Annotated in this window: 28 protein-coding genes and 1 pseudogene; 14 read left to right on the top strand and 15 right to left on the bottom strand. The window is 70.7% G+C overall.

Annotation, left to right across the window (positions count from 1 at the left end):
- Nucleotides 1-27: 27 nt before the first annotated feature.
- Nucleotides 28-1947 carry a diguanylate cyclase gene (locus ACFY36_RS21550; RefSeq protein WP_499747748.1) on the bottom strand — a complete coding sequence of 640 codons (1920 nt, stop codon included), beginning with the start codon at nt 1945-1947 and terminating at the stop codon, nt 28-30.
- Between the two features lie 81 nt (nt 1948-2028).
- Between ACFY36_RS21550 and ACFY36_RS21545 the strand changes: the two genes are divergently transcribed.
- Both ACFY36_RS21545 and ACFY36_RS21540 read left to right on the top strand, forming a co-directional pair.
- Nucleotides 2029-2616: a 5-formyltetrahydrofolate cyclo-ligase gene (locus tag ACFY36_RS21545; protein ID WP_499747747.1), complete on the top strand. Its 588-nt coding sequence runs from the start codon at nt 2029-2031 to the stop codon at nt 2614-2616.
- A pseudogene (locus tag ACFY36_RS21540) lies at nt 2613-2819 on the top strand (FmdB family zinc ribbon protein); the annotation flags it as partial. The gene ACFY36_RS21545 and the pseudogene ACFY36_RS21540, both read left to right, overlap by 4 nt.
- 62 nt (nt 2820-2881) lie before the next feature.
- Here the strand turns inward: ACFY36_RS21540 and ACFY36_RS21535 are convergent.
- On the bottom strand, nt 2882-3070 hold the full coding sequence (locus ACFY36_RS21535) for a hypothetical protein (protein ID WP_499748221.1): 189 nt from the start codon (nt 3068-3070) through the stop codon (nt 2882-2884).
- 693 nt (nt 3071-3763) lie between these two features.
- Between ACFY36_RS21535 and ACFY36_RS21530 the strand changes: the two genes are divergently transcribed.
- Complete coding sequence (locus ACFY36_RS21530) at nt 3764-4030, top strand: hypothetical protein (protein ID WP_499747746.1); 267 nt, start codon at nt 3764-3766, stop codon at nt 4028-4030.
- An 11-nt stretch (nt 4031-4041) separates the two neighbouring features.
- Here the strand turns inward: ACFY36_RS21530 and ACFY36_RS21525 are convergent, their stop codons facing one another.
- On the bottom strand, nt 4042-4218 hold the full coding sequence (locus ACFY36_RS21525) for a hypothetical protein (RefSeq protein ID WP_499747745.1): 177 nt from the start codon (nt 4216-4218) through the stop codon (nt 4042-4044).
- Nucleotides 4219-4282: 64 nt separating this feature from the next.
- On the opposite strand from ACFY36_RS21525, the gene ACFY36_RS21520 reads away from it, so the two are divergent.
- Nucleotides 4283-4615, top strand: a complete 333-nt coding sequence (locus ACFY36_RS21520) for a translation initiation factor 2 (RefSeq protein ID WP_499747744.1) — start codon at nt 4283-4285, stop codon at nt 4613-4615.
- Nucleotides 4616-4809: 194 nt separating this feature from the next.
- On the opposite strand, the gene ACFY36_RS21515 is transcribed toward ACFY36_RS21520, so the two are convergent.
- Nucleotides 4810-5283 (bottom strand): DUF2231 domain-containing protein, encoded by a 474-nt coding sequence (locus tag ACFY36_RS21515; protein WP_499747743.1) that lies wholly within the window; start codon nt 5281-5283, stop codon nt 4810-4812.
- Between the two features lie 163 nt (nt 5284-5446).
- On the opposite strand from ACFY36_RS21515, the gene ACFY36_RS21510 reads away from it, so the two are divergent.
- Nucleotides 5447-5875 (top strand): Fur family transcriptional regulator, encoded by a 429-nt coding sequence (locus tag ACFY36_RS21510; protein ID WP_499747742.1) that lies wholly within the window; start codon nt 5447-5449, stop codon nt 5873-5875.
- 56 nt (nt 5876-5931) lie between these two features.
- Nucleotides 5932-6789 carry an oxygenase MpaB family protein gene (locus ACFY36_RS21505; RefSeq protein ID WP_499747741.1) on the top strand — a complete coding sequence of 286 codons (858 nt, stop codon included), beginning with the start codon at nt 5932-5934 and terminating at the stop codon, nt 6787-6789.
- Nucleotides 6790-6808: 19 nt separating this feature from the next.
- On the opposite strand, the gene ACFY36_RS21500 is transcribed toward ACFY36_RS21505, so the two are convergent.
- The 7 genes from ACFY36_RS21500 to ACFY36_RS21470 form a co-directional block, all read right to left on the bottom strand.
- A complete protein-coding gene (locus ACFY36_RS21500; RefSeq protein WP_499748195.1) occupies nt 6809-7633 on the bottom strand; it encodes a RecB family exonuclease in 825 nt (274 codons plus the stop codon).
- Nucleotides 7634-7724: 91 nt separating this feature from the next.
- On the bottom strand, nt 7725-8342 hold the full coding sequence (locus ACFY36_RS21495) for a MarC family protein (protein ID WP_499747740.1): 618 nt from the start codon (nt 8340-8342) through the stop codon (nt 7725-7727).
- A 52-nt stretch (nt 8343-8394) separates the two neighbouring features.
- A complete protein-coding gene (locus tag ACFY36_RS21490) occupies nt 8395-9246 on the bottom strand; it encodes a PHP domain-containing protein (RefSeq protein ID WP_499747739.1) in 852 nt (283 codons plus the stop codon).
- A 73-nt stretch (nt 9247-9319) separates the two neighbouring features.
- Nucleotides 9320-10195 (bottom strand): PH domain-containing protein, encoded by an 876-nt coding sequence (locus ACFY36_RS21485; RefSeq protein WP_499747738.1) that lies wholly within the window; start codon nt 10193-10195, stop codon nt 9320-9322.
- A gap of 9 nt (nt 10196-10204) precedes the next feature.
- Nucleotides 10205-10483, bottom strand: a complete 279-nt coding sequence (locus tag ACFY36_RS21480; protein ID WP_498662061.1) for a hypothetical protein — start codon at nt 10481-10483, stop codon at nt 10205-10207.
- 10 nt (nt 10484-10493) lie between these two features.
- Nucleotides 10494-11156 carry a DUF6758 family protein gene (locus tag ACFY36_RS21475; protein ID WP_499747737.1) on the bottom strand — a complete coding sequence of 221 codons (663 nt, stop codon included), beginning with the start codon at nt 11154-11156 and terminating at the stop codon, nt 10494-10496.
- An 82-nt stretch (nt 11157-11238) separates the two neighbouring features.
- Entirely contained in the window at nt 11239-11868 is a 630-nt protein-coding gene (locus tag ACFY36_RS21470; protein ID WP_499748194.1) for a TrmH family RNA methyltransferase, read from the bottom strand.
- Between the two features lie 391 nt (nt 11869-12259).
- Between ACFY36_RS21470 and trxA the strand changes: the two genes are divergently transcribed.
- The 4 genes from trxA to ACFY36_RS21450 all read left to right on the top strand — a co-directional run bounded on the left by trxA (nt 12260) and on the right by ACFY36_RS21450 (nt 15619).
- A complete protein-coding gene (trxA, locus tag ACFY36_RS21465; protein ID WP_499747736.1) occupies nt 12260-12622 on the top strand; it encodes a thioredoxin in 363 nt (120 codons plus the stop codon).
- Between the two features lie 108 nt (nt 12623-12730).
- Nucleotides 12731-14635, top strand: a complete 1905-nt coding sequence (locus ACFY36_RS21460) for an intein-containing Rv2578c family radical SAM protein (RefSeq protein ID WP_499747735.1) — start codon at nt 12731-12733, stop codon at nt 14633-14635.
- Nucleotides 14636-14654: 19 nt separating this feature from the next.
- Complete coding sequence (locus ACFY36_RS21455) at nt 14655-15062, top strand: CoA-binding protein (protein WP_499747734.1); 408 nt, start codon at nt 14655-14657, stop codon at nt 15060-15062.
- A gap of 62 nt (nt 15063-15124) precedes the next feature.
- Nucleotides 15125-15619: a DUF4190 domain-containing protein gene (locus tag ACFY36_RS21450; RefSeq protein WP_499747733.1), complete on the top strand. Its 495-nt coding sequence runs from the start codon at nt 15125-15127 to the stop codon at nt 15617-15619.
- Nucleotides 15620-15671: 52 nt separating this feature from the next.
- Here the strand turns inward: ACFY36_RS21450 and ACFY36_RS21445 are convergent, their stop codons facing one another.
- The 3 genes from ACFY36_RS21445 to ACFY36_RS21435 form a co-directional block, all read right to left on the bottom strand.
- On the bottom strand, nt 15672-16487 hold the full coding sequence (locus ACFY36_RS21445; RefSeq protein ID WP_498692543.1) for an SDR family NAD(P)-dependent oxidoreductase: 816 nt from the start codon (nt 16485-16487) through the stop codon (nt 15672-15674).
- A 109-nt stretch (nt 16488-16596) separates the two neighbouring features.
- Nucleotides 16597-17217 carry a hypothetical protein gene (locus ACFY36_RS21440; protein ID WP_499747732.1) on the bottom strand — a complete coding sequence of 207 codons (621 nt, stop codon included), beginning with the start codon at nt 17215-17217 and terminating at the stop codon, nt 16597-16599.
- Between the two features lie 96 nt (nt 17218-17313).
- Nucleotides 17314-18228, bottom strand: coding sequence for a DMT family transporter (locus ACFY36_RS21435; protein WP_499747731.1), 915 nt, complete (start codon nt 18226-18228; stop codon nt 17314-17316).
- Between the two features lie 147 nt (nt 18229-18375).
- On the opposite strand from ACFY36_RS21435, the gene ACFY36_RS21430 reads away from it, so the two are divergent.
- Nucleotides 18376-19086: an HAD family hydrolase gene (locus ACFY36_RS21430; protein ID WP_499747730.1), complete on the top strand. Its 711-nt coding sequence runs from the start codon at nt 18376-18378 to the stop codon at nt 19084-19086.
- Nucleotides 19087-19095: 9 nt separating this feature from the next.
- Nucleotides 19096-19593: a hypothetical protein gene (locus ACFY36_RS21425; protein ID WP_499747729.1), complete on the top strand. Its 498-nt coding sequence runs from the start codon at nt 19096-19098 to the stop codon at nt 19591-19593.
- 105 nt (nt 19594-19698) lie between these two features.
- On the opposite strand, the gene ACFY36_RS21420 is transcribed toward ACFY36_RS21425, so the two are convergent.
- Nucleotides 19699-20571: a PhzF family phenazine biosynthesis protein gene (locus ACFY36_RS21420; protein WP_499747728.1), complete on the bottom strand. Its 873-nt coding sequence runs from the start codon at nt 20569-20571 to the stop codon at nt 19699-19701.
- A 27-nt stretch (nt 20572-20598) separates the two neighbouring features.
- Here ACFY36_RS21420 and ACFY36_RS21415 point away from each other — a divergent pair, with 27 nt between their 5' ends.
- Both ACFY36_RS21415 and ACFY36_RS21410 read left to right on the top strand, forming a co-directional pair.
- Nucleotides 20599-21885: a magnesium transporter MgtE N-terminal domain-containing protein gene (locus ACFY36_RS21415; protein WP_499747727.1), complete on the top strand. Its 1287-nt coding sequence runs from the start codon at nt 20599-20601 to the stop codon at nt 21883-21885.
- Complete coding sequence (locus ACFY36_RS21410) at nt 21882-22427, top strand: DUF1003 domain-containing protein (RefSeq protein WP_499747726.1); 546 nt, start codon at nt 21882-21884, stop codon at nt 22425-22427. The genes ACFY36_RS21415 and ACFY36_RS21410 overlap by 4 nt, the downstream gene beginning before the upstream one ends.
- Nucleotides 22428-22430 lie beyond the last annotated feature (3 nt).

Here is a 22430-nt window from a genome sequence, read left to right as displayed (position 1 = left end):
CGATCGTGCCCGTGATATGCAGCGAGACTAACGGCCGCGTGCCTGCCCGGGCGGTCGTGGCCCGGTCGGCACGGCCGTCTTGGGATCCAAGTTTCCTTCATGAACTGTTGGGGAAACCCGCGAATTTGTCACATCCCCGGCCTCGGCCAGGCGAAATGTGTCCCGGCCGGCCCTCTTGGCGGCGTAGAGCGCGGCGTCGGCCGCGGCCAGGACCTGCTGCGCGCCGGCGCCGTGCTCGGGATAGACGGCGACCCCGATCGACACGGTGACCGGGATGAGCAGGTCGTCGGGCCGCAGCGGGTCGATCGGCACGGGCCGGTCGCGCACGGCGGCGCCGAGCCGTTCGGCGACGATCGCCCCGCCGTAGGCGTCGGTCTCCGGCAGCAGCACCACGAACTCCTCCCCACCCTGCCGGAACGCCACGTCGACCTCGCGCAGCCCGATCCGGATGCGCCGGGCGAACTCGCTCAGCACCGCGTCGCCGGCCGCGTGCCCGTACGTGTCGTTCACGTCCTTGAAGTGGTCCAGGTCGAGCACGAGCACCGCGAGCATGCGCCCGAACCGGCTCGCCCTCTCCACCTCCCGGCGCAACGACTCACGGAGGTAACGGTAATTCCACAGGCCGGTGAGCGGATCGGTCAGCGAGAGCCGTTGCGCCTCCTCGTGCATCCGCACGTTGTGCACGGCCACCCCGGCCTGCCCGGCGAAGGTCCGCAGGGTGTGCAGGTCGGCGTCGTCGAAGGAGTCTCCGCCGACCCGGTCGTAGAGGGCGAGCACGCCGAGGGTCTCGGGCTCGTCCTCGGCCTCGACGGGCGCGCAGATCGGCACGGCGACGTAGCTCAGGCAGGGTGGCTCGGCGGAGGCGAGCTCGCCCTGCCCCCGGCGGGGTTCGCCGCTGGCGGCGACCCCGCCCAGCACGCCCTCGCCGACCGGCAGGCGCTGCTGGGGCAGGTCGGCGTCGGGCAGGTCCCAGGTGCCGGCCAGGCCGACGCCGCACTGGGCGACGAGCTGCCCGCTCGCCGGGTGGATGAGCAGCACGAGCCCGGCCCGGGCGCCGGTGGCGGCGAGCGCGGTCCGCAGGATGACCTGCAATATGCGCTGGAGGTCGTGGGTGCTGGAGAGGGTCTCGCCGAGGATGGCGAGATGACCGCGGAGCTGGTCACGGCTGGCGGTGAGGGCTTGGACGTACGCCTGGAGCTCGCGCGTCATGCGGTTGAAGGTGGCCGCCAGCCGGCCCAGCTCGTCCGGGCGCAGGATCGGCACCCGGGTGTCCAGGTCGCCGTCGGCCACGCGCCCGGCGGCCCAGGCCAGCTCACCGAGCGGCCGGGTGGTGGTGCGGGCGAGCCAGCGCGCGACCAGCACGGCGGCCAGGGCGGCACAGAGGGCGACGGCCGCGAGTACGGCGTACAGAAAGGTCGGCCTGGTCGTCGGCACGGTGAGCGTGAGTGGCAGGGGCTGGCCGGGCCCGGGGGCGAGGTGGAGGGTCTGCCCGGTCTCGTTCGCGACGGTCAGCGTCACCCGGGTGCGGCTGGTGGCGCTGAGCCGGTCGAGGAACGCGCGGTCGATGGCCTGCGAGGCGGCGATGGTGACGCCGCCGACGACCGACTGGGCGGCGATGGCGTCCCGCCCCTCCGCCGAGCAGCTCTGCCGGGCCAGCGGCGCGGCGCCGATCTCGATGCCGGTGGCCAGGCCGCGCGCGATCAGCTGGCCCGCCACCGCGGCCCGGTCATTTTCCGGCACCACCGCCACGGCGTCGGCCACCACCTGAAGCTGGCGGCAGGCGGCGGCGACACTGGTCCGCACGGTGGTCGCGGCACTGTCGAGCCGCTCGGCCGTCCGGTCCCGGCTCACCGTGGTGACGGTCAGGGCGACGAAGATGGACCCGAGCAGGACCGGACCGAGCACGACCACCAGAAAGGCGGTGGTCAGTCGGCCACGTAGCGTCACGCATCCTCCCGGGAGTGGCCCTCTTTGGAGCGATGCTGACATAGTGTGCACCGTTTGCCGCTTTTCAAAAGGGGGTGTTGCATGCCCGATTTAACCGGTGACGCGGAAAGATCTCGCACCGCCAAGATCGCACTCCGCAGTCAGTTGCTCACGGCCCGGCGTCAGGCGCCCTCGTCCGCGGCCACCCTCCTTCAAGATCAAGTGCTTGCTTTCGTACGGTCTGAGCACCCGTCCACGATCGCCGCATACGTCCCGATCGGCACCGAACCGGGCGGCCCCGGCCTGATCACCGCGCTGGCGGCCGAGGCACGCGTCCTGCTGCCGGTGCTGCGGCCGGACAACGACCTGGACTGGGCCGAGTATTCGGGTTCGCTCGAAAGCGGGCCGCACGGGCTGCTCTCGCCGCCCGGCCCCCGGCTGGGCGTGTCGGGCATCGGGGAGGCTGGGCTGGTGCTCGTGCCCGCCCTGGCGGTGGATCGTCGCGGTCTGCGCCTGGGTCGCGGCGGGGGTTCGTACGACCGAGCCCTGTCCCGAGTCTCATCAGGCGCCCTCGTGGTGGCGCTGTTGCACGACGGCGAGCTGCTCGCGGAGGTGCCGGCCGAGCCGCACGACCGGCCGGTGCACGGGGTCATCACCCCGCACGGTGGTCTATTCCTGACCCGGAAGTGACGTCCGCCCAACCCTCAACCCGCCGTTCGAGTGGACGAAATGACCTCCGATGGCGCAACATTGGCACTCGGAGTTGGCGAGTGCCAACAGCCGAAAGATCCGGAGGAGCCGTGCCTACCTACCAGTACGCCTGCACCGAATGCGGCCACCAGCTCGAGGCCGTGCAGTCGTTCTCCGACCCGGCTTTGACGGAGTGCCCGAACTGTGACGGCAAGCTCCGCAAGGTCTTCAACTCGGTCGGCATCGTCTTCAAGGGTTCGGGCTTCTACCGCAACGACTCCCGCTCCGGAAACGTGAGCGCCGAGAAGTCCGCCACGAACGGCGAGGCCACGAAGAAGTCCGACGCGCCGAGCTCCACCTCGTCAGGCTCCAGCTCCGACTCGTCGTCGAGCTCTTCCACGACGTCGTCCTCATCGTCGTCGTCGTCGACCACCAGCTCGTCTTCGTCGACCACGAAGGCACCCGCCGCTTCCTAGAGGCCCACTCGAGATCGCGCCAGGACTCCCCTGGCGCGATCTTCGCGCATCCGCGCCCGTTCCGGCCCACACCCCACGCGCCGGCCGTCCGCGCCTTTCCTGTGGGCCGCGCCGATCCCTACCAAAATCACCTGGGTTCGCGCCGGTTATCCACAGTCCGGCGTTGTCCACAGGCCCGGAGCGAGCGATCTTCCCTTCCGCCTAACGTTCGATCCGGCGCCGAGACCACGACGCCAGGGCGAGCGAGAGGGGACCGGACGATGGCCGGATCGAGCAAGTCCCGGCTCGGGCGAGCCATCCCCCTGCCGCACGGGAACGCAAGCCGCGCAAGCGGCGAAGGGCGCCTCGATCCCGTGCGGCGGCGTCGGCCGGCCCGCGGCACGCTGCTACGCCTCGCGGCGGTCGCGGCCCTGCTGACCCTCGCCGCCCTGGTGTCGTGGTCACCTCCACCGACGTGCGAACCATCCACGGGCGCGGCGGTCACACAGCCGTCCGGTAATGGCGTCCACTCATCCGGCGCACCACCCGACGGCTCAGGCGCCACCTCACGAGGCTCCTCGACCGCCAAACCGCGGGGAGACCCCGCCGCGCCGCCGGGAGATCCCGCGGCGCTACCCGGGTCTTCGGCAGCGCTGTCCGGGTCCTCGGGCGCCTCTGTCTCCGGCGGCATCGTGCCCTCCGGGACCGTCGGTGTTCCCGTTCGGCTGGCCGACCCCACGGCGCTCTCGCTGGTCAAGCCCGGCAACCGGGTCGACCTGCTGCGCCTGGACGACAAGGGCGCAACCACCTCGGTCGCCGCCGCCGCTCTGGTCCTCACGGTCACCGGCGCGTCAGACCCCACCACCGGCGGTCTTCTGCTGGCCCTCTCACCGGCCGAGGCCGAGCGCGCCGTGGCCACGTCCAGCCACGGCTTCGCGGTCCTCATCCGCCCCGGCTGAGCCGGCCGGTCTCACCAGTGGGGCGGGCGGTCCTCGAGCAGGCGATCGTCGTTGTCGAAGGAGCGTTCGCCCCAGCCACGCTCGGTGTCGTCGCGGGTCTGCTCGGGGAGAACGGGCGCCTCCTCGGACTCGAAGTCGACCTCGCGTTCGCCGTCCAAGTCGCGCTCGGGCTCATCCAGGATGTCCACGTCTTAGAGGGTAGGCCCGCGCCGCTGCGGAAGTCTTCCCCCTTCGGCTGTACCGTCGGTGAACGTGAGCAGCCCCACCGGCGTACCGGACGACTCCTACTGGCAGCGACCGGATCCTGACTCTCCCGTGCCCGGTCCGCCGCTTGAGTCCACCGGGCCCGAGCCGAAGCCGGAGGCGAGCTATCCCGGCCCGCCGAACCCCGCCCCGCCGTCGCCGCACTGGCGGCCACCCACGATCTCCCAGCCGCCGCCTCCGCGCAGCATGCCCGGTCAGGACATGGACGCCCTCGACGAGTCGGAGGGTTCAGCTCGCACGGTGACCTACGGCGTCGGCCTGGTCGCGGGGGCCATCGCCCTGATCCTCATGTGCCTGCTCTGCGCCCGCGCCATCTTCTGACCTGCGCCGCGCCCTCTTCCGCCCCGCAGCCGCGCCCGCGTCCGGCCCGCGCCATCGGCCAGCCCGCGCCGTCGGCCAGCCCGCGCCATCGGCCAGCCCACGCCTTCTGGACTACCGCCCGGCGGCAGGCAAGCGAAACGCCGGCGCGGTGGCTCTCTGGGCCGCCGCGCCGGCGTTGCTGACTGCCGTTCGGGCTAGTAGGTGCCCCATACGGCGGTCGCGCCCGAGTCGCCCGTCTTGTAGACGTAGTAGCCGGAGACCACGGCCAGGACGATCAGCACCACCGCGCCGGCGGCCTCGCCGATCAAGGGCAGGCGGTCGGTGCGGCGCCACGTGAGGGCGACCAGCACCAGGCTGGCTACGCCCAGGGCCAGTGCGAACCAGAACGTACGCGTTCCGTAGCCCATGTGGTCGTCGAGGATCACCTTGCCGGGGCCGCTCAGGCCCTGGCCGACCAGGCGGTCGTAGAGCTCCTCGCCCGACTCCTTGGCCACGAACGTCGAGACCGGCGCCGCCACCGCGAGCAGCGCCACCGCCCAGCCCAGCTTCGGACGCCACCGCGGCACGAGCGCGTACACGATGGCCCCGAGGGCCAGCAGCGGAACGAACACCACCGCGGCATGCAGCACGAGCGCATGCACCGGTAGGCCGTTGATCTGGTCGAACACGACGCCTCCTCATCGAACTGGTCGGCCGACAGCTTAGAAGTATCTGACGGCGCAAACGTCCTCGTGTCCGCTTACGCCCATCGTCGGTTCCCGGTTCACCTCGGCGCAGGTATTCCCACGCACAATGGTTGGGGATTCAACCGATCCGTGCTGTCATTGACCGATGCCGAACGGTGAAGACCTGCTACGGGACCACGGGTTGCGTGTCACCAAACCACGCCTCGCCGTGCTGGACATTCTCACCGGCGGCGGCCATCTCGAGGTCGAGGAAATTGCCAAGCAGGCCCGGGTACGCCTCGACTCCGTCTCGACCCAGGCGATCTACGACGTGCTCGGCGCCCTGTCCCGGGCCGGCCTGGCCCGGCGGCTGGAACCGGCCGGCAGCCCGGCCCGGTACGAAGCCCGGGTCGGCGACAACCACCACCACATCGTCTGCCGGGGCTGCGGTGAGATCGCCGACGTCGACTGCGTGGTCGACGAGCGCCCCTGCCTCACGCCCGCCACCAGCCACGGCTTCCAGCTCGACGAGGCCGAGGTGACGTTCTGGGGTCTCTGCCCGGCCTGCCAGAAACGCCGCGACGACGAAGCCTGAGTTCCGTTATCTGAACAGGTTCAACTTTCGGCCGTTCGCGTGGCAGTCTTGAGGACATGAGCGACGTCGGGCTGTTCGGACCGGATTCGGTCACCTGGAAGCTGCACCGCGAACCGATCCTCATGCTGGGCGGGCTCCGCTCCCTCTATCTCCAGGCCCTGCACCCGCGGGCCGTGGCCGGCGTCGCGCAGAACTCCGGTTATCGCGCCGACCCGTGGGGCCGTCTGTCCCGCACCTCGGCCTACGTCGCCACCGTGATCTACGGCAGCACCGACGAGGTCGAGCGGGCCTCCAGCCGGCTGCGCCGCCTGCACTCCCGGATGACGGCCGTGGACCCCCGCGACGGCGAGACGTTCCGCATCGACGAGCCCGACCTGCTCCGCTGGGTCCACGTCACCGAGGTCGAGTCGTTCCTGACCACCGCCACCCGGGCCGGCCTGCGGCTGACCCCCGACGAGGTCGACCGCTACTACACCGAGCAGCTCAAGGCGGCCGAGCTGGTCGGCCTCGACCCGGCCACCGTGCCCGCGACCGCGGCCGAGGTGGCCGCCTACTACGAGGCCGTCCGCCCCGAGCTCGGCATGACCCGCGACAGCGCCGAGACCGCCCTGTTCCTGACCGTCCCACCGGTACCGACGACGTGGGGCCCCCGGGCCTTCCGCCTCGGCCTCACGCTCGGCCCGACCCGCTGGGCGTACCTGGGCATCGCCGGCACGGCCGTGGCCCTGCTGCCGCCATGGGCCCGCCGCATGTACGGCGGCCTGGGCTGGCCCACCACCGACGTGACGGCCGACCTCTCGATCAGGGGCCTGCGCCTGCTGCTCGCCACGATCCTGGCCACCCTGCCCCGCCGGTACCGGGACAGCTCCATGCGCCAGGCCGCCCTGGCCCGGGCCCAACCAACCGCCGCCTGACCAGCAGCCGCAACACGGCTCAGGGGGTCAGGTGGGACACCGCCGCCCAGGGTTCCTTGGCCGGGGTCTCCGCGCCGGCCGGGCAGACCCGGCGGAAGTCGCACCAGCCGCACAGCGGGCCGGGGTTGGTGGGGAACTCCGCGTCGGGGTCGGCGCCCTCGGCCACCGCTTTCTCGGCCGCCATGATGTCGCGGGCCGTGTCCTCCGCCCGGCGGACCTGGCGGGCCAACGACTCCTCGGTGTGCTCGTGGGCGGCCACCGTTCCCGTCGGCAGGTGGTGGAGCTCCACCCGGTAGCTCGGCCGGCGGAAGACGCGCTGGGCCGCGTACGCGTAGAGGGCCAGGGCCGTCGAACCGCGCGCGTCGTCGGCGCCGGTGCCCGTGCGGCCGGTCTTGTAGTCGACGATCACCGCCTCGGGGCCGTTCGGGCCGGGGCGCGAGTCGATGCGGTCGGCCCGGCCGTTCAGGGCCAGCACGGCCGTTTTCGCGGCCACCGTCCGTTCGACGCCCAGCGGCTCGTCGTCCGGGTCGAGTCCGGACACGTACGTCTCCAGCCAGCCCAACGCCGCCCGGTAAGCCGTGCGCTCCTGATCGGTGTCGCGGTAGCCCTCGCGTACCCACGTGCTCTTGAGAAGCGTGGGCAGAACGCCCAGCTCCCGCCGATCGGCCGGCAGGCCGTACCAGTTCTTCAGCGCCGTGTGGACGCTGGCGCCCAGCGAGTTGTGCGCCCACGGTGGACCCTTGGGCGGGGCCGGACGCTCGACGTAGGCGTATTTGTATCGCCGGGGGCAGTCGGTGAAGGCGCCCAGCTTGCTCGGCGTGCACACGAAGAGCCGCTCGGGCATGCCGGCGAAGCCGAGCTGCTCGGGGACGCCGGCGCGGGATCTGGTGGGAGGCACCGTGCAATCCTGCCAGGCGGGTACGACAGAAACGCCGTCAGAAGGCCGCCGCGTACATCTCCACGAAGGCCGCGACCGCGTCGGCGATCAACTGCACGGCGATGGCGGCCAGCAGCAGGCCGGCGATGCGGGTCAGCACCTCGATGCCGGCCGGGCGCAGCAGCTTGACGATCACGCCGGAGAAGCGCAGGACGACCCAGACCGTGATCATGACGAGCAGGATGCCGATGGCGATCACGAGATATTCGTTGAAACCGTCCGCACGCTGCACGAACAGCATGGTCGCGACGATCGCGCCCGGTCCGGCCAGCAGCGGCGTGCCCAGTGGCACGAGCGCCACGTTGCTGGTGCCGCCCTGTTCGGCCGGCTCGTCGGTCTTGCCCGTGAGCAGCTGCAACGCGACCAGCACGAGCAGCAGGCCACCGGCGCCCTGCAGGGCGGGCAGTTGCACGTGGAGATAGTCGAGCAGGGTCTGCCCGGCCACCGCGAAACCGACGATCACGCCGAGCGCGAGCAGCACGGCCTGCGAACCGGCCCGCACCCTGTCCCTGGCCGACATCGTCCCGGTCAGCGCGAGGAAGACCGGCACCATGCCGGGAGGGTCGACGATCACCAAGAGGGTCACGAAGACCTCGCCGAGGAACTTGAGATTCACCCGAACAAGGTAGGTGGCCGGGCCGCCGCGCCGCAGTTCGGTGCGTCCAGCGTCACCCCAGGACAGCTACGCCCGTCGCGGCCGAGACGATTTTCTCGTACGCCGAAGGAGCCGTCAGGAACGCACCCAGCCGCACCGTTTTGTGGGTCCCGTGGAAGTCCGACGATCCGGTCACGACCAGCCCGAGACTCTCGGCCAGGGCCCGCACGTGCGCCCGCTCCTCCGGCGAATGGTCCTCGTGATCGGCTTCCAGCCCGAACAACCCGGCCTCGGCCAGCTCGACGATCAACCGGTCCGGCACGACACGCCCGCGCACCGTGGCTCGCGGATGGGCGAAAACGGTCACCCCACCGGCCGCCCGCACCGCCCGCACGGCCTCGAAAACATCAAGATCTGATTTGGGTACGAAGTAACGCGCGCCCAGCCACTGCGAATGGAACGCCTCGGTCGTCGTCCGGACGAGCCCGGCCCGGATCAGCGCCTGCGCGATGTGCGGCCGCCCGACCGAGCCGCCCGCCGCGTAGCCGTGCACCTCGTCCCAGGTGATCGGCACGCCGTCGGCCGCCAGCCGGTTCACGATCTTTTCGGCGCGCTGCTCCCGGTCGGTGCGCAGCCGGGCCAGGTCACCCGCGAGCCGCGGCTCGGCCGGGTCGAACAGATAGGCGAGCATGTGCAGCGCGATCGGCGGCTCGGCGCCGTGCCAGCGGCAGGACAGCTCGGCCCCTCGCACCAGTTGCAGCCCCTCGGGCCGCGCGGCGGCGGCCGCCTCCCACCCGCCCGTGGTGTCGTGGTCGGTGATCGCCATGACGTCGAGACCGGCCTCCGCGCCCGCCTTGACCAGCTCAGCGGGTGTCAAAGTGCCGTCGCTGGCGGTCGAATGGCAGTGCAGATCGATTCGGGTCACCTGAGAACGCTACCGGCCGCGTATATCGGGCCGCCTCCCGACGGCCCGATCCGTACGTCACATCGCGGCACGGCTAGGCGTCGTCGCCTTCGCTGTCCTTGCCGAGCCGGGCCTCCACGGCCTGCGGCTCGTACATCTCCTCCACGACGCGCAGGTAGAGCTCGTTGGGGTTGGGCAGGTATTTGACCTCGCGCAGCGCCTGATCCTGACCCGCCGACTCGAGCACGAACGTGCCGTAGCTGAGCATGCGGCCGAGCGCCGACTGCTCGTACTTCATGTCGGTGACCCTCAACAGGGGCATCATGGCCACTCGCCGGGTGATGATCCCGTTGACGACCATGACCCGCTTGTTGGTCAGGATGAACCGGTCGAAGTACCAGTCGAAGACCTTCCAGGCGACCCAGCTGATCACGCCGAGCCAGATCAGGACGGCCACGGTCACCAGGCCGTTGACGTTCTGCCGGGTCAGGAAGCCGGCCAGGTAGCCCAGCGCGAGCGTCGCGCCGGCGCCGATGCCGAGCGGGCCGGAGAGGCTGATCCAATGTCTCTTCCACTCGCCGCGGTAGCGCTCGGTGGGGAAGAGGTAGCGAGCGACCAGAGTGGTCGGTTCGTCCTCGAGGGGCAGCACCCGGCGTGGACCGCCGCCGCCCTCGGGACCGAGGCCCGCCAATTCGTCCTCGGTGATGACGGGCCGCTCGTACTCGTCGCCGGGGTCGCCGTCGGACGCGTAGCCGGCGTCCGTGGCGTAACCCGCGTCGGAGGCGTAGCCGGCGCTGGGCGAATAGCCGGCGTCGGGCGAGTAGCCGGGACCGTCCGAGGCGCGGCCCCGCCGGGCGTAGGCGGAGACGTCGTCATACGCCTCGTCGTTGTACCCGTAGTCGTCGTCGTCCTCAGGAGGGCGGCCTGCACCCTCGCGTCTAGGCTCATGCGGCTCAGCAGGACCACCCATGTGGTGATGCTAAGCGACGAGGTTCGTGAAGAACGTGCCGAAGCCCCGGGCAATATCGGCGATCGTGCCTCCGAGTGACTCGAAGACCGATGCGGCCGAGTTCGGGTTGAAGGCGATGAAAAAGATCAAGAACGCGATACCAAGCCAGGTCAGAACCTTCTTGATCATGGCGAGCCTTCTCCTGTGGGTGCGGGTGACGGTCAGCGCCGCGGCAGTACTGACGGTATCAGCTTCGTCGCTCGGTGTGAACAATGTGGCCGAAAAGCCGATACCGTCTCCGCAGGTCACGGCCCAAGTTTCAGGCTTTTCCGTGCAGACACGGTGACGGCGCTCCGTACACGAGCTCGGACGGCACCCCCTCGGAGAGATCGTGCAGGACGACGTGCTCCGCGAGGAAGTAGCCCGCGCTTGCGGGCCACGCTACCGCATAGAGCCACATTCCTTTCGCCTCACTCACGTACGCACTTCGATCCTCAGGGGACTTGACGCACCACAGTGGAGTGGGGTGCCCGGCCGCTTTGATCTTGGCGTGAGGTCCAGGATGGCCACTCGGGTCGGCCAGCGCCTCGGCGATCAGATAACCCGGGTCGATGCCGGGGATCCCGGCGAATCTGGTGCCCAGTCCGACACCCGGCTGCTCGGCGATCAACATGACGTCGGCCGGCCCGCCGGCGAGCGGCTCGGGACCGCTGCACGCGATCGCGGTGGCGCGCACACCCCGGCGATCGTCGCCCGCCCAGCCGGCCCCGGTGACCATCCACCCGGCCGGCAGCGGCCACGGGCACCAGAACGGCACCTTCTCGGGCGACGATCTCTGCCGGCGCAGCATGCTGTCGACGATGTCGGCGCTGATGTGCTCCGCGACATGGAACGGCGGCACATCGCCGCAGTTGTCACAGCGCCAGTCGCTGTGCATCAGGTCCGGCTTCCGCACCTGTGCACCACACCTGGGGCAACTCACTGTGACACCCACATCCACTACCGTGCGGCCCACGGAGGCCCTCGTCAAGCGGATCCGCAGAACCCGGACGTATCAGCGAGATTCACCCGGGCGGGGGTCCCGCGTGCGCGCGAATCCAGGCGTGCATCGCGATGCCACTGGCCACCCCGGCGTTGATGGACCGCGTGGAGCCGTACTGGGCAATCGAGAAGAGCTCCGAGCACGCAGCCCGCGCCATCTCGGAAAGGCCCGGGCCCTCCTGGCCGAACAGCAGGACGCAGCGCCGCGGCAGAGTCGTGGTCTCCATCGGCCGGGAGCCCGGCAGGTTGTCGATCCCGATCACCGGCAGGCCCGACGCGGACGCCCAGCCGGCGAACTCCTCGATCGTCGGGTGGTGCCGCACGTGCTGGTAACGATCGGTGACCATGGCGCCACGGCGGTTCCACCGGCGTGACCCGACGATGTGCACCTCGGCCGCGAGGAAGGCGTTCGCGTTGCGCACCACGGTGCCGATGTTGAAGTCGTGCTGCCAGTTCTCGATGGCCACGTGGAAGCCGTGCCGGCGGGTGTCCAGATCGTCGACCACGGCCTCGCGGCGCCAGTAGCGGTAACGGTCGACCACGTTGCGGCGATCGCCGTTGGCCAGCAGCTCCGGGTCGTACCGCTCGTCGGTGGGCCACTCGCCGGGCCAGGGGCCGACGCCCACTTCGGCGGTCTCGTCCTCACCGGTCATCATGGGCGCTCACGGTACTGATCAGTGGGGAGACGCAATGAACGGCGGGGCCCTCCCCGGCACCCGCCGTCCACGCTTTGTGCGGCAAGTCTGCCTTACCGTCCGTATCGATGTGAAGAATACTCAGGTGTGACCCAGGTCACATTTAAGTTTGTTGCCTATTACGGTGGGCAATAACGATCTCTTGGATTTGGGGCAAATGGGACGTCACGAGTTGCTTCGTTAACCGGAGCGTTTCCCTCACCTATCGTTACGATGGGTGGCCTACGGCCCACCCCGTGTCCCGAATTCGTGCTGTAGACCACGTGTCATCCGCCGCCGAGGCGGGAATGGCGAGTGGGACGGATGGGTTTCACCGCACGAAAGCCAATTTCCCGTGGACGGAGACATCATGGCGACGGTTGCGCTGACCGCTGACAACTTCGACGAGGTCACCGGCAAGGACGGAATCGTCCTGGTCGACTTCTGGGCTAGCTGGTGCGGGCCGTGCGTCCGCTTCGCTCCGACCTACGAGCGTTCCTCGGAGAAGCACGAGAACATCACCTTCGGCAAGGTCGACACCGAGGCCGAGCAGGCGCTCGCCGCGAAGTTCGACATCCGCTCGATCCCGACGATCATGGCCGTCCGCGACGGCGTCATCGTCTTCTCGCAGCCGGGCGCACTCCCCGAGTCGGCCCTCGAGAACCTCATCGAGCAGGTCGAGAAGCTGGACATGGACGAGGTACGCCAGCAGCTCGCCGCGCACAGCCACTGATCACGTAGATACCTCGAAAACCCGCCGCCCGGTTCGGGCCGGCGGGTTTTTCGTTGGTACGCGTGTTCGACTGGACACGACGATCGAACGCGTGTTCGAATATCGGCCATGCGATGGTCCAACCTGTCGGCCACGACCGACGGCGGCTCGCTCCTGGACAGGTCGCTCCTGGACAGGGCAGCGCCGGCGGCTCCACCCCTGCCGCTGGCGCTGCCCGGCGCCACCGTCCGCTCGTTCGACACCCCCGGCTTCGCCGGCATGACGTTCTACGAGATCCAGGCGAAAAGCCTGATCAACCGGGTGCCGGGCGCCTCGCGGGTGCCGTTCGAGTGGACCGTCAATCCCTACCGCGGGTGCTCGCACGCCTGCTCCTACTGCCTGTCCGGCGACACGCCCATCCTGATGGCCGACGGCACCAGCCGCCCGCTCGCCGAGCTGCGCCGAGGCGACGCCATCATGGGCACCATGGGCGCCGGCGCCTGCCGGCGCTATGTGCCGACCACCGTCCTCGACCACTGGTCGACCACGAAACCGTCCTTCCGGGTCACCCTGGCCGACGGCACCCGGCTGGTGGCCAGCGGCGACCACCGCTTCCTCACCGCCCGCGGCTGGCGGCATGTCAGCCCGGCCGAGGCCCACCAGCCCGCGCTCGCCGTCGGCGACCTGATGTTCGGCGTCGGCCACTTCGCCGAGCCGCCCAAGGAGACGCCCGACTATCAGGCCGGCTTCCTGTGCGGCCTGGTCCGCGGTGACACCGCCGGCCTCGACCGGGCCCGGGAGCGCGCCGAGCGCTACCTCGAGGACGTCCCGCTGCACGAGGCGCTGCGCTGGCCCGAGATGCCCACCGACGGGTGGCGCCGCGGTTTCCTGGCCGGCGCGTTCGGTTCGGTGGGGCGCGCCGACCGGCTGGCCATCTCGTTCACCAGCGCCGACCGCCAGTTCCTGAGCCGGGTGACCGAGTCGCTGACCCACCTCGGCCTGCCCAGCCGCGGCCCGGTGCGCGGCAACGGCGTGGTCGAGCTCGACCGTGACCTGTGGGCCGCGCTGCGCTTCCGCCACCTCACCGGGGCCGAGGGCGCGCCGCTGGACGCCTCCGGGGTCGGCGTGCGGGCCGGCCGCCAGCTCGCCGTCGTCGACATCGAGGACCTCGGTCTCACGCTGCCGCTGTTCGACATCACGACCGGCACGAGCGACTTCATCGCCGACGGCGTGGTCAGCCACAACTGCTTCGCGCGGCATACTCACAGCTATCTCGACCTCGACACCGGGCACGACTTCGATTCGAAGATCGTGGTGAAGGTGAACGCGGGCGAGCTGATCCGCCGCGAGCTGGCCGCGCCCCGCTGGTCCGGCGCCCCGATCGCGATGGGCACCAACGTCGACGTCTACCAGCGGGCCGAGGGCCGATACAGGCTGATGCCGCAGATCCTGGCCGCGCTGCGCGACCACGCCAACCCGTTCTCCATCCTGACCAAGGGCACGCTCATCCTGCGCGACCTCGATCTGCTGAAACAGGCGGCCGAGGTCACCCGGGTCGGGCTCTCCTTCTCGGTCGGTTTCGTCGACGAGCGGGCCTGGCGCGCGGTCGAGTCGGGCACGCCGAGCCCGCGGCGGCGGCTCGACGCGGTCCGGCGGCTCACCGACGCCGGCTTCGCGATCGGCGTGCTGATGGCGCCCATCCTGCCCGGCCTCACCGACAGCGACGAGTCGATCGACGAGACCGTCGCCGCCATCGCGGCCGCCGGAGCCACCAGCGTCACGCCGCTTCCGCTGCACCTGCGGCCCGGCGCCCGCGAGTGGTACGCGTCGTGGCTGACCCGTACCCATCCCGAGCTGGCGCCGCGCTACCGGGAGCTCTACGGCAACGGGTCGTACTCGCCGCAGTCCTATCAGCAGGAGGTGGTGGCCCGGGTGCGCATGGCGGCCCGCCGGTACGGGCTCCACCGGGCCACTCCGGCCGAGGCCCGGGCGGTCGAGGAGGACGTACGGCCGCAGCAGTTGACTCTGCTGTGATCGAACTACAGTCGATGGCATGAGGAGCGCACAACAGATCCTGGCCGAAGCCAACGTCATCGCGGTGGTCGGCGCCTCGCGCGATCCGTGGAAGCCCTCCCACTCCGTGCCGCTGCAGATGCAGCGTCACGGCTGGCGGATCATTCCGGTCAACCCGTACGCCGACGAGATCTTCGGGGTGAAGGCGTTCCGCACCCTGGCCGACATCGACGAGCCGGTCGACCTGGTCGACGTCTTCCGGCCCTCGCACGACGCGGTCGACGTGGTGCGCCAGGCGGTCGCGATCAAGGCGCCGGCGGTGTGGCTGCAGAGCGGCATCGCCTCGGCCGAGGCGCGGCGCATCGCCGAGGAGGCCGGCATCGACTACGTGGAGGACCGCTGTCTCGCCGTCGAGCGGGCGGTCGGGCAGCTCACCAGGCTCAAATAGGTCACCTACCGTGTTCTCCCTGTACCCCGGCTAGTACCGTGCCGGGGAACGAGGAGGACCTGATGACCTATCCCCCCGGTGGCACACCGGATCCATATCAGCCGCAGCAGCCCTACGGGCAGCAGCCATACGACCCGACCAGCGGGCAGCCGTACGGCGCGCAGCCGTCCAGCGGCCAGCCGTACGGTGCTCAGCCGTCCAGCGGCCAGCCCTACGGTGCTCAGCCGTCCAGCGGCCAGCCGTACAGCGGCCAGCCCGGCTACGGTCAGCCGTACGGCGCCCAGCCCGGCTACGGCGCGCCGTACCAGCCGGTGACCAGCACCAACACGATGGCGATCCTGGCCCTCGTGTTCGCGTTCGTCTTCTCGCCGGCCGCGATCGTGCTGGGGCACATCGCCAAGAAGCAGATCCGCCAGACCGGTGAGCAGGGCGAGGGCCTCGCCACCGCCGGGCTGTGGCTGGGCTACATCTTCACCGCCCTGGGCCTGCTGGTCTGCATCGGCTACGTGATCATCGTGGTGATCGCCGTGGGCAGCTCGGCCACGACGTCGCCGTGATCCGCGCTGGTCTTTGTGCGCGCGTGCTGGCGCACAAAGACCACGCGCACGGTCAGCGGAACTCGGCCTCGCGCACGCTGTTGCCGCCGTCCACCACGAGCATCTGCCCGGTGATGTAGGACGCCGCCGGCGAGCACAGGAAGGCGATCGCCGCCGCCACCTCGTCCGGTGTGCCCGGTCGCCCGATCGGCGTACCCAGGCCCTGCTTGATCTCGGTGACCGTCGACGCCGCCGTGTAGATCGTCCCAGGCGCCACGCAGTTGACGTTCACCCCGTCGGCCACCAGCTCCATCGCCAGCGCCCGGGTCAGACCGACCACGCCGGCCTTCGCCGCCGCGTACGCCGCCTCGGTCGGCAGCGCGTTGACCGGCCCGGCCGTCGCCGCCAGGTTCACGATCCGCCCCCAGCCACGCTCGGCCATGCCGCCCTGGAAGGCGCGGCTGCACAGGAACGCCGTGCTGAGGTTCCGGTCGATCTCGGACTTCCACTCGTCGTACGTCAGCTGCGCCACCGGCCGCAGCACCTCGGGGCTGGCCCGGCTCGCCAGGCCGGCGTTGTTCACCAGCACCTCGACATCGCCGAGCTGATCGGTGATCGCGTCGGCGAGCGCGCCCACCTCGGCCTCGTCGGTCAGATCGGCCACGAACCCGGTCACGCCGAGTTCCGCCGCACGCTCATGAATACGCCGCGTGGTCGACACGATCGCCAGCCTGGCCCCGAGATCCCGGAGCCGCCGTGCCGTCGCATAGCCGATCCCGTCCGGACTGCCGGCCCCCGTGACCAGGGCAACCTTGCCGTCCAGCCGCAGCGTGACCGGAGCCTCCTCCGGTTCCGTCGCTTCCACGTCGATCCCCATCTCACCAGACATCCGAAACCGGCACTCCCGCGCGGCCCTCACGCTCCGCGCCGGTGACCCTGCGGCGATCCTGCCCCGTCCATTCACCCAGAGCAAACATCACCCCCGTCGTGGCGCACCCTCAGCCGTGCGACAAAGGGCGGACCGGTCCCTCCTCGACGAACAGGAGCGGGGCCCGGGCGCCGTAGCGGGCCGGGAGCTCGAGGCGGGCCCGCTCGAGGTCACGGGTGCCGATCTCGATGCCGGCGCCGTCGTGGCGGGCGCCGATCGAGACCAGGCGAATGCCCCGGTGGGTCCAGAACTGGATGTCGGCCAGCACGCGGTCGTGCCAGAAGGCGAGATCGGTCGCGGAGTGGTCGGCGTCGCGGACGACGATGCAGGCGTTCTCGGCGGCCCGGCGGATGAACTGGTCGAAGGTGGCCGACGGCACGCGGTAGACGATCGCGCGCACCTGCTCCTGGTCGACCTCGAGCCCGGCGTAGCTGTCGGCGAACTCGGTGCGGCCGCCGCGGTCGACGCGGTCCATCGCGGCCTCCAGCTCGGCCGGTGTGGCCGGCATCAGCAGACCGGCCATCCGCACGTGCTCGGCCCGGCGGTGGAACTCGCATCCGGCCGTGCTCCATCCGCCGGTCAGGCCCGGCCGGTCGGCGGGCTTGTCCTCCGGCTGCTCGCCGCATCCGGCGATCACGAGGATCGCTCCGAGAGCAGCGGCCAGTCCGACCAGGAATCGAGCGCGGTACATCGCATTCCCCCTCTCTACCCCGGCCCGGCACTGCCCGCCAGGCGAGACCCGCAGGGCTCAACGAACGAAAGCCGCGAACCGCGCAATGGGGGAATCTCAGTCGGTCAGCACGGGGTCGACCGCGGGCCGGCTGGACCGGGTGGCGCCGAGAATGACCACGGCCACGCCGAGCAGGAGCAGGGCGAGGCCCGGCAGGGCGGCCGGGCGCGGCGCCTGCCCGAGCCAGAGCCAGGCCAGCAGGGCGGCGCCGGGCACCTCGAGCAGGATCAGGACGCTGACCGTGGTGGCCGACGTGCGCTGCAAGGCGTAGTTGAACATCGAGTGGCCCAGCAGCTGGGCGCCGACGACCAGGGCGAGGATCGCGGCCCAGGTGTGCGCGTCGTAGCCGCCGAGCTGAATGCCGGAGACGAGGCAGACGATCAGGAGCAGCACGGCGCACACGCCGTAGCAGATCCACGTGTACGTGGTCGTGCTCAACGTGGCCCGGGCCTGCTCGCCGAGCGCGGTGTAGACGGCGGCGAAGATCGCGCCGAACAAGGCCAGGACGTCGGCCAGAACCGCCTGGCCGGACACGCCCACGTCGGCGCCCGTGGCCCAGGCGGCGCCGGCCACGGCCAGCAAGATGCCCGCCCACCCGGCCACCGACGGACGGCGGCCCTGCGCCAGCGCGATCAGGCCCTGCCACACCGGTTGCGTGGCCACCAGCGCCGTCGCCGTGGCCACCGAGCCGAGCTGGACGCTCGGCATCCACGTGGCGAAGTGCGCGGCCAGCGCCACCCCGGCCAGCACGCCGAAGAGCACGGCCCGGCGGGAGGCGCCCCTGATCTCGGAGCGCCTGGGGCCGTACGTGATCGGTGTGAGAGCGACCGTCGCCAGGAAGTTGCGCCAGAAGGCGATGGCCAGGGCCGGAGCGGCCGCGAAGGCGATCAGCGGCGCCGAGGAGGAGACCGCGAGGACGGCCACGACCAGCGCGACAGCCGACCCGTTCACGCGCGATGAGGGCTTATTCATCCCCGGCCGTCGCTTCTTGCGGACTGATAGACCACAGTTCATCGACGCCTATTGAACTGAGAGTGACGCTGTCGTTACAGTCACCGAGGTTTCGCATGACCCCTTTGACCACCTGTGAACCCCTGATGCCCGGGAGGCTGATTTACCATGCCCGCATACCGTGCGGTCGTGTTCGACTTTTTCGGCACACTCACCCGCTCGGTCCAGCGCGGACCCCAGCACGCCGAGATCGCCCGGGCTCTCGGCGCCGATCCGGAAGCGGTCCGCGGAGTGCTGGACCGGACGTTCCGGGCTCGCGCCCGGGGCCGGTACGGCTCCGCGGAAGCCACCCTACGGTGGGTCATCGAGCAGGCCGGTGGCCGCCCCCTCACCGACCAGGTGCGGGCCGGGGTGCCGGCCCGGATCGACGCGCTGAAGGCGGACACCCGGCTCCGCGAGGACGCGGTCAGCGCCCTGACCGCGATCAGGCGCCGCGGCCTGTCCACGGCGGTGATCAGCGACTGCACACATGAGCTGCCGGCGTTCCTGCCCAGCCTCCCGGTGGCGCCCCTGCTGGACGCGACGATCTTCTCCGTACGCCTGGGCGTCTGCAAACCCGACCCGCAGATCTACCTGGCCGCATGCGACGAACTCGGCGTCCAGCCCGCCGAATGCCTGTACGTGGGCGACGGGGGCAGCCACGAACTGACCGGCGCCGCCGCGGTCGGCATGACCCCCGTCCGGCTGGCCGCCCCCGACCTGGCCAACCACCTGACGTTCGACGCGGACACGAATTTCGCCGGCCGCACCGTCCGCTCACTGACCGAGATCGTCGGCCTGGTCGATCAGTCCCGGGTCGGAGAGCCGGCGGTTGCTTAGGATGTGGCGGTGACTTCACCGCTGCTGGACGAGGCACTGAAGAAGGCGGCACTGGCCTGGATCTCCGTCGCGGACGGGCCGGCGCTGGCACTGTGGTGCCTGCCGCTGGAGGGCACGCTGATCGTGGTCAGCGGCCCCGGCGAGCAGTTCGCGCCCGGCCTGGCCGAGGCGACCAGGGCCACAGTCCGGCTGCGCGGCGACAACGGCGGCCTGATCCTGGTCACCGAGGCGACGGTGACCAGGTTGACGCCGGGCAGCGAGGACTGGGAGACGGTGGCGCCCCAGCTGGCGGTCAAACGCCTGAACGCGTCGGGCACGGCGGACCAGGTGACGGCCCGGTGGGCGGAGACGGGCTGCGCGGTCGTACGGCTGACGCCGGTTCCCGATCAGGCACCGCTCAGCCGCCCCGACCTGCCGAAGGACTCGGGCGCGGCCCCACCGCGGGAGACCCCGGCCCGCGTCGAGGTGACCCGCCCGTTCCGCCTGCACAAGGTCCGCAAACGCTGACCCCGCCCTCCCAAGGGGGCCCCCGTCCTGACGGCCATTGTCGCGAAAAACAGCGGCCTCGCGCGGGTGCCCTGTGGACAACCCGCGAGTGTGGACAACGGCCGGCTAACCCACAAACGGTGGTACGGCGATCTGGCCGGTGGCCACCGGCCAGACGTGGCCGCCGACGGTTGCCGAGGTTGCTGCCCCAGCGAGCGCCGTGACGGTGCACTCCAGGCGGGACGGGCGCTTCATCTCTATGCCCTGGTGGACGCGGTACGACGATGTGCCGTCGGCCGGGAGCAGGCCGGCGTCGACCAGCCAGATGCCCAGAGCCAGGGCCGCCGAGCCCGTCGCCGGGTCCTCGGGGACGGCGCTTCCGGGGATGAAGACCCGGGAGTGCGCCTCCGAGCGGACGGGATCCCACGCGACCACGCTCAGGTCGGTGATGCCGTGCTCCTCGGCCGCTCGGGCGTTTATCTTGATTTTGGCGAGCGCTTCACGACGTACGGGGAAGACCACCCAGTCCAAGCCTCCCCCAGCGTGACGGGGGGCACCGCCCGCATGGTCCTCGGCCGTCAGGCCGGTGATCTCGAGGAGGGGCTCGACCGCCAGCGCCGGGCCCAGTTTCGGCGTTCCGCCCGTCACCGTGGCCGCGCCCTGCGGTGTGACCGTGATCGGCAGCAGGCCCGCTCCGCACTCCTGGATGACGTCGCCGGGCGGGAAGAGGCCGCGGCGCATCGAGGTCACGGCCGCGCCCACGCTCGGGTGACCCGCGAACGGGATCTCCGACTCCGGAGTGAAGATCCGCACACGATAGGTGGCAGCCGGGTCTGCGGGGGTAAGGACGAATACGGTTTCGGAGAGGTTGAACTCGCGGGCCAGCGTGTGCATCTGATCTGCGGCCAAGTCGTCCGCGCCGTAGACCACTGCGAGCGGGTTGCCCGCGAACGGGCGATCGGTGAACACGTCGACGATCTCGTACGCCACTCCTGACATGTCCGGACCCTAACCTAGGCTGAGGGCGTGACCATGGGCACAAGGGTTTATGTGGCCCGCCTCGCCGGTCTGCCCGTGTTCGACCCCAACGGGGACCGGGTCGGGCGGGTCCGCGACGGCGTGGTCCGCCTGCGCACCACGAGCCGGCCGCCTCAGGTCGTCGGGCTGGTGGCCGAGATGGCGCTGCGCCGGCGGATCTTCCTGCCGATCGGGCGGGTGACGTCGATGGACGCCGAGAACGTCGTGCTGGCCAGCGGGGTGCTCAACCTGCGCCGGTTCGAGAAGCGGCCCAACGAGCTGCTGGTCATCGAGGATCTGCTCGACCGCCGGGTCGAGGTGGTGCCCGAGCACGGCGAGGGCACGGCCACCCCGGGCGTCGTCGTCGACATCGGGATGGATCTCAACCGGAACAACGAGTGGCTGGTCACCCGGGTCGCCGTGCGGGAGCACACCGGGCGGCTGACCCGCCGCGGGCACGTCTTCCAGGCCGAGTACGAGCGGGTGCGCGGGCTGGTCGGGCCGACCGACACGCAGGGCACCTCCAACCTGCTGGCCCTGCTCGAGCAGATGCGCCCGGCCGACATGGCCAACGCCCTTCAGGATCTGCCGGACGCCCGCCGTAACGAGGTCGCGGCCGCGCTCAGCGACCGGACGCTGGCCGACGTGCTCGAGGAGCTTCCCGAGCACGATCAGGTGGAGATCCTGGTCCGCCTCGACCGGGAGCGGGCCGCCGACGTACTGGAACGCATGGATCCGGACGACGCGGCCGACCTGCTGGCCGAACTGCCCAAGGCCGAGCAGACCGTGCTGCTCGACCTGATGGAGCCGGAGGAGGCCGACCCGGTCCGGCAGCTGATGAACTACCGCCCGGGCACGGCCGGCAGTGTGATGACCTCGGAGCCGGTGATCCTCACGCCGGACACGACGGTGGCCGAGGCGCTGGCCCGCATCCGGGAGCCGGAGCTGTCCCCGGTGGTCGCCGCGCAGGTCTTCGTGGCGCGGGCGCCGTCGGCCACGCCGAGTGGGAAATACCTCGGCATGGTGCATTTCCAGCGGCTGCTGCGTGAGGCCCCGTCGTCGATCCTCGGCGGCATCGTCGACAACGACATCGAGCCCCTGCGTCCCGACGCCCCCCTGGCCGAGATCATCAAGCGGATGGCGACGTACGACCTGGTGGCGATGCCCGTGATCGACTCGACGCGCCGGCTGGTCGGCGCGGTGACCGTCGACGACGTGCTCGACCATTCGCTGCCGCGTGACTGGCGTGAGCGCGACAACCTCGGCGTCGACGACACGGATGAGGTCGTGCTGTGACCGAGCCGCGGCGGGACCGCCTGGATCAGCCCGTCGAGCCGGGACGGGTGCGGCTGCCCCGGTTCAATCCGGAGGCGTTCGGGCAGTGGTCGGAGAACATCGCCCGCTACATGGGCACGGCCCAGTTCATCGTGTGGATGACGCTGGTCATCGCCGTCTGGTTCCTCTGGAACACGCTGGCGCCGGAAGGGTTGCGCTTCGACCCGTACACCTTCACGTTCCTGACCTTGATCCTGTCCTTGCAGGCGTCGTACGCGGCGCCGCTGATCCTGCTCGCGCAGAACCGGCAGACCGACCGGGACCGGCTGGCGATGGAGGAGGACCGGCGGCGGGCCGCCATGCAGAAGGCCGACACCGAATATCTGGCGCGGGAGATCGCCTCGCTGCGGATCGCGCTGGGCGAGGTCGCGACCCGCGACTTCCTGCGCTCGGAGCTGGCCCGGCTGGCCGACGAACTGGACGAGGCGGCACACCGGCGGGAGAAGCGGGCGCGCTCCGACTGGGAGGAGGACCGCAAGGACTGGGACGCCGAGCCCCGGTAAGGA

This window comes from Actinoplanes sp. NPDC000266, assembly GCF_042899005.1.
In the GTDB taxonomy this organism is placed as follows: Bacteria; Actinomycetota; Actinomycetes; order Mycobacteriales; family Micromonosporaceae; genus Actinoplanes.
The sequence above is the reverse complement of the archived record's forward strand: the minus strand, read 5'-3'. Positions and strand labels throughout refer to the sequence as shown.

What these genes read in the sequence shown, in the direction of transcription:
- ACFY36_RS21545 (WP_499747747.1), top strand. Translation starts at nt 2,029, where the DNA reads ATGCCCGATTTAACCGGTGACGCGGAAAGATCTCGCACCGCCAAGATC.
- ACFY36_RS21510 (WP_499747742.1), top strand. Translation starts at nt 5,447, where the DNA reads ATGCCGAACGGTGAAGACCTGCTACGGGACCACGGGTTGCGTGTCACC.
- ACFY36_RS21505 (WP_499747741.1), top strand. Translation starts at nt 5,932, where the DNA reads ATGAGCGACGTCGGGCTGTTCGGACCGGATTCGGTCACCTGGAAGCTG.
- ACFY36_RS21500 (WP_499748195.1), bottom strand. Translation starts at nt 7,633, where the DNA reads ATGCCCGAGCGGCTCTTCGTGTGCACGCCGAGCAAGCTGGGCGCCTTC.
- ACFY36_RS21485 (WP_499747738.1), bottom strand. Translation starts at nt 10,195, where the DNA reads ATGGGTGGTCCTGCTGAGCCGCATGAGCCTAGACGCGAGGGTGCAGGC.
- ACFY36_RS21470 (WP_499748194.1), bottom strand. Translation starts at nt 11,868, where the DNA reads ATGACCGGTGAGGACGAGACCGCCGAAGTGGGCGTCGGCCCCTGGCCC.
- trxA (WP_499747736.1), top strand. Translation starts at nt 12,260, where the DNA reads ATGGCGACGGTTGCGCTGACCGCTGACAACTTCGACGAGGTCACCGGC.
- ACFY36_RS21460 (WP_499747735.1), top strand. Translation starts at nt 12,731, where the DNA reads ATGCGATGGTCCAACCTGTCGGCCACGACCGACGGCGGCTCGCTCCTG.
- ACFY36_RS21455 (WP_499747734.1), top strand. Translation starts at nt 14,655, where the DNA reads ATGAGGAGCGCACAACAGATCCTGGCCGAAGCCAACGTCATCGCGGTG.
- ACFY36_RS21450 (WP_499747733.1), top strand. Translation starts at nt 15,125, where the DNA reads ATGACCTATCCCCCCGGTGGCACACCGGATCCATATCAGCCGCAGCAG.
- ACFY36_RS21445 (WP_498692543.1), bottom strand. Translation starts at nt 16,487, where the DNA reads ATGTCTGGTGAGATGGGGATCGACGTGGAAGCGACGGAACCGGAGGAG.
- ACFY36_RS21440 (WP_499747732.1), bottom strand. Translation starts at nt 17,217, where the DNA reads ATGTACCGCGCTCGATTCCTGGTCGGACTGGCCGCTGCTCTCGGAGCG.
- ACFY36_RS21435 (WP_499747731.1), bottom strand. Translation starts at nt 18,228, where the DNA reads ATGAATAAGCCCTCATCGCGCGTGAACGGGTCGGCTGTCGCGCTGGTC.
- ACFY36_RS21430 (WP_499747730.1), top strand. Translation starts at nt 18,376, where the DNA reads ATGCCCGCATACCGTGCGGTCGTGTTCGACTTTTTCGGCACACTCACC.
- ACFY36_RS21420 (WP_499747728.1), bottom strand. Translation starts at nt 20,571, where the DNA reads ATGTCAGGAGTGGCGTACGAGATCGTCGACGTGTTCACCGATCGCCCG.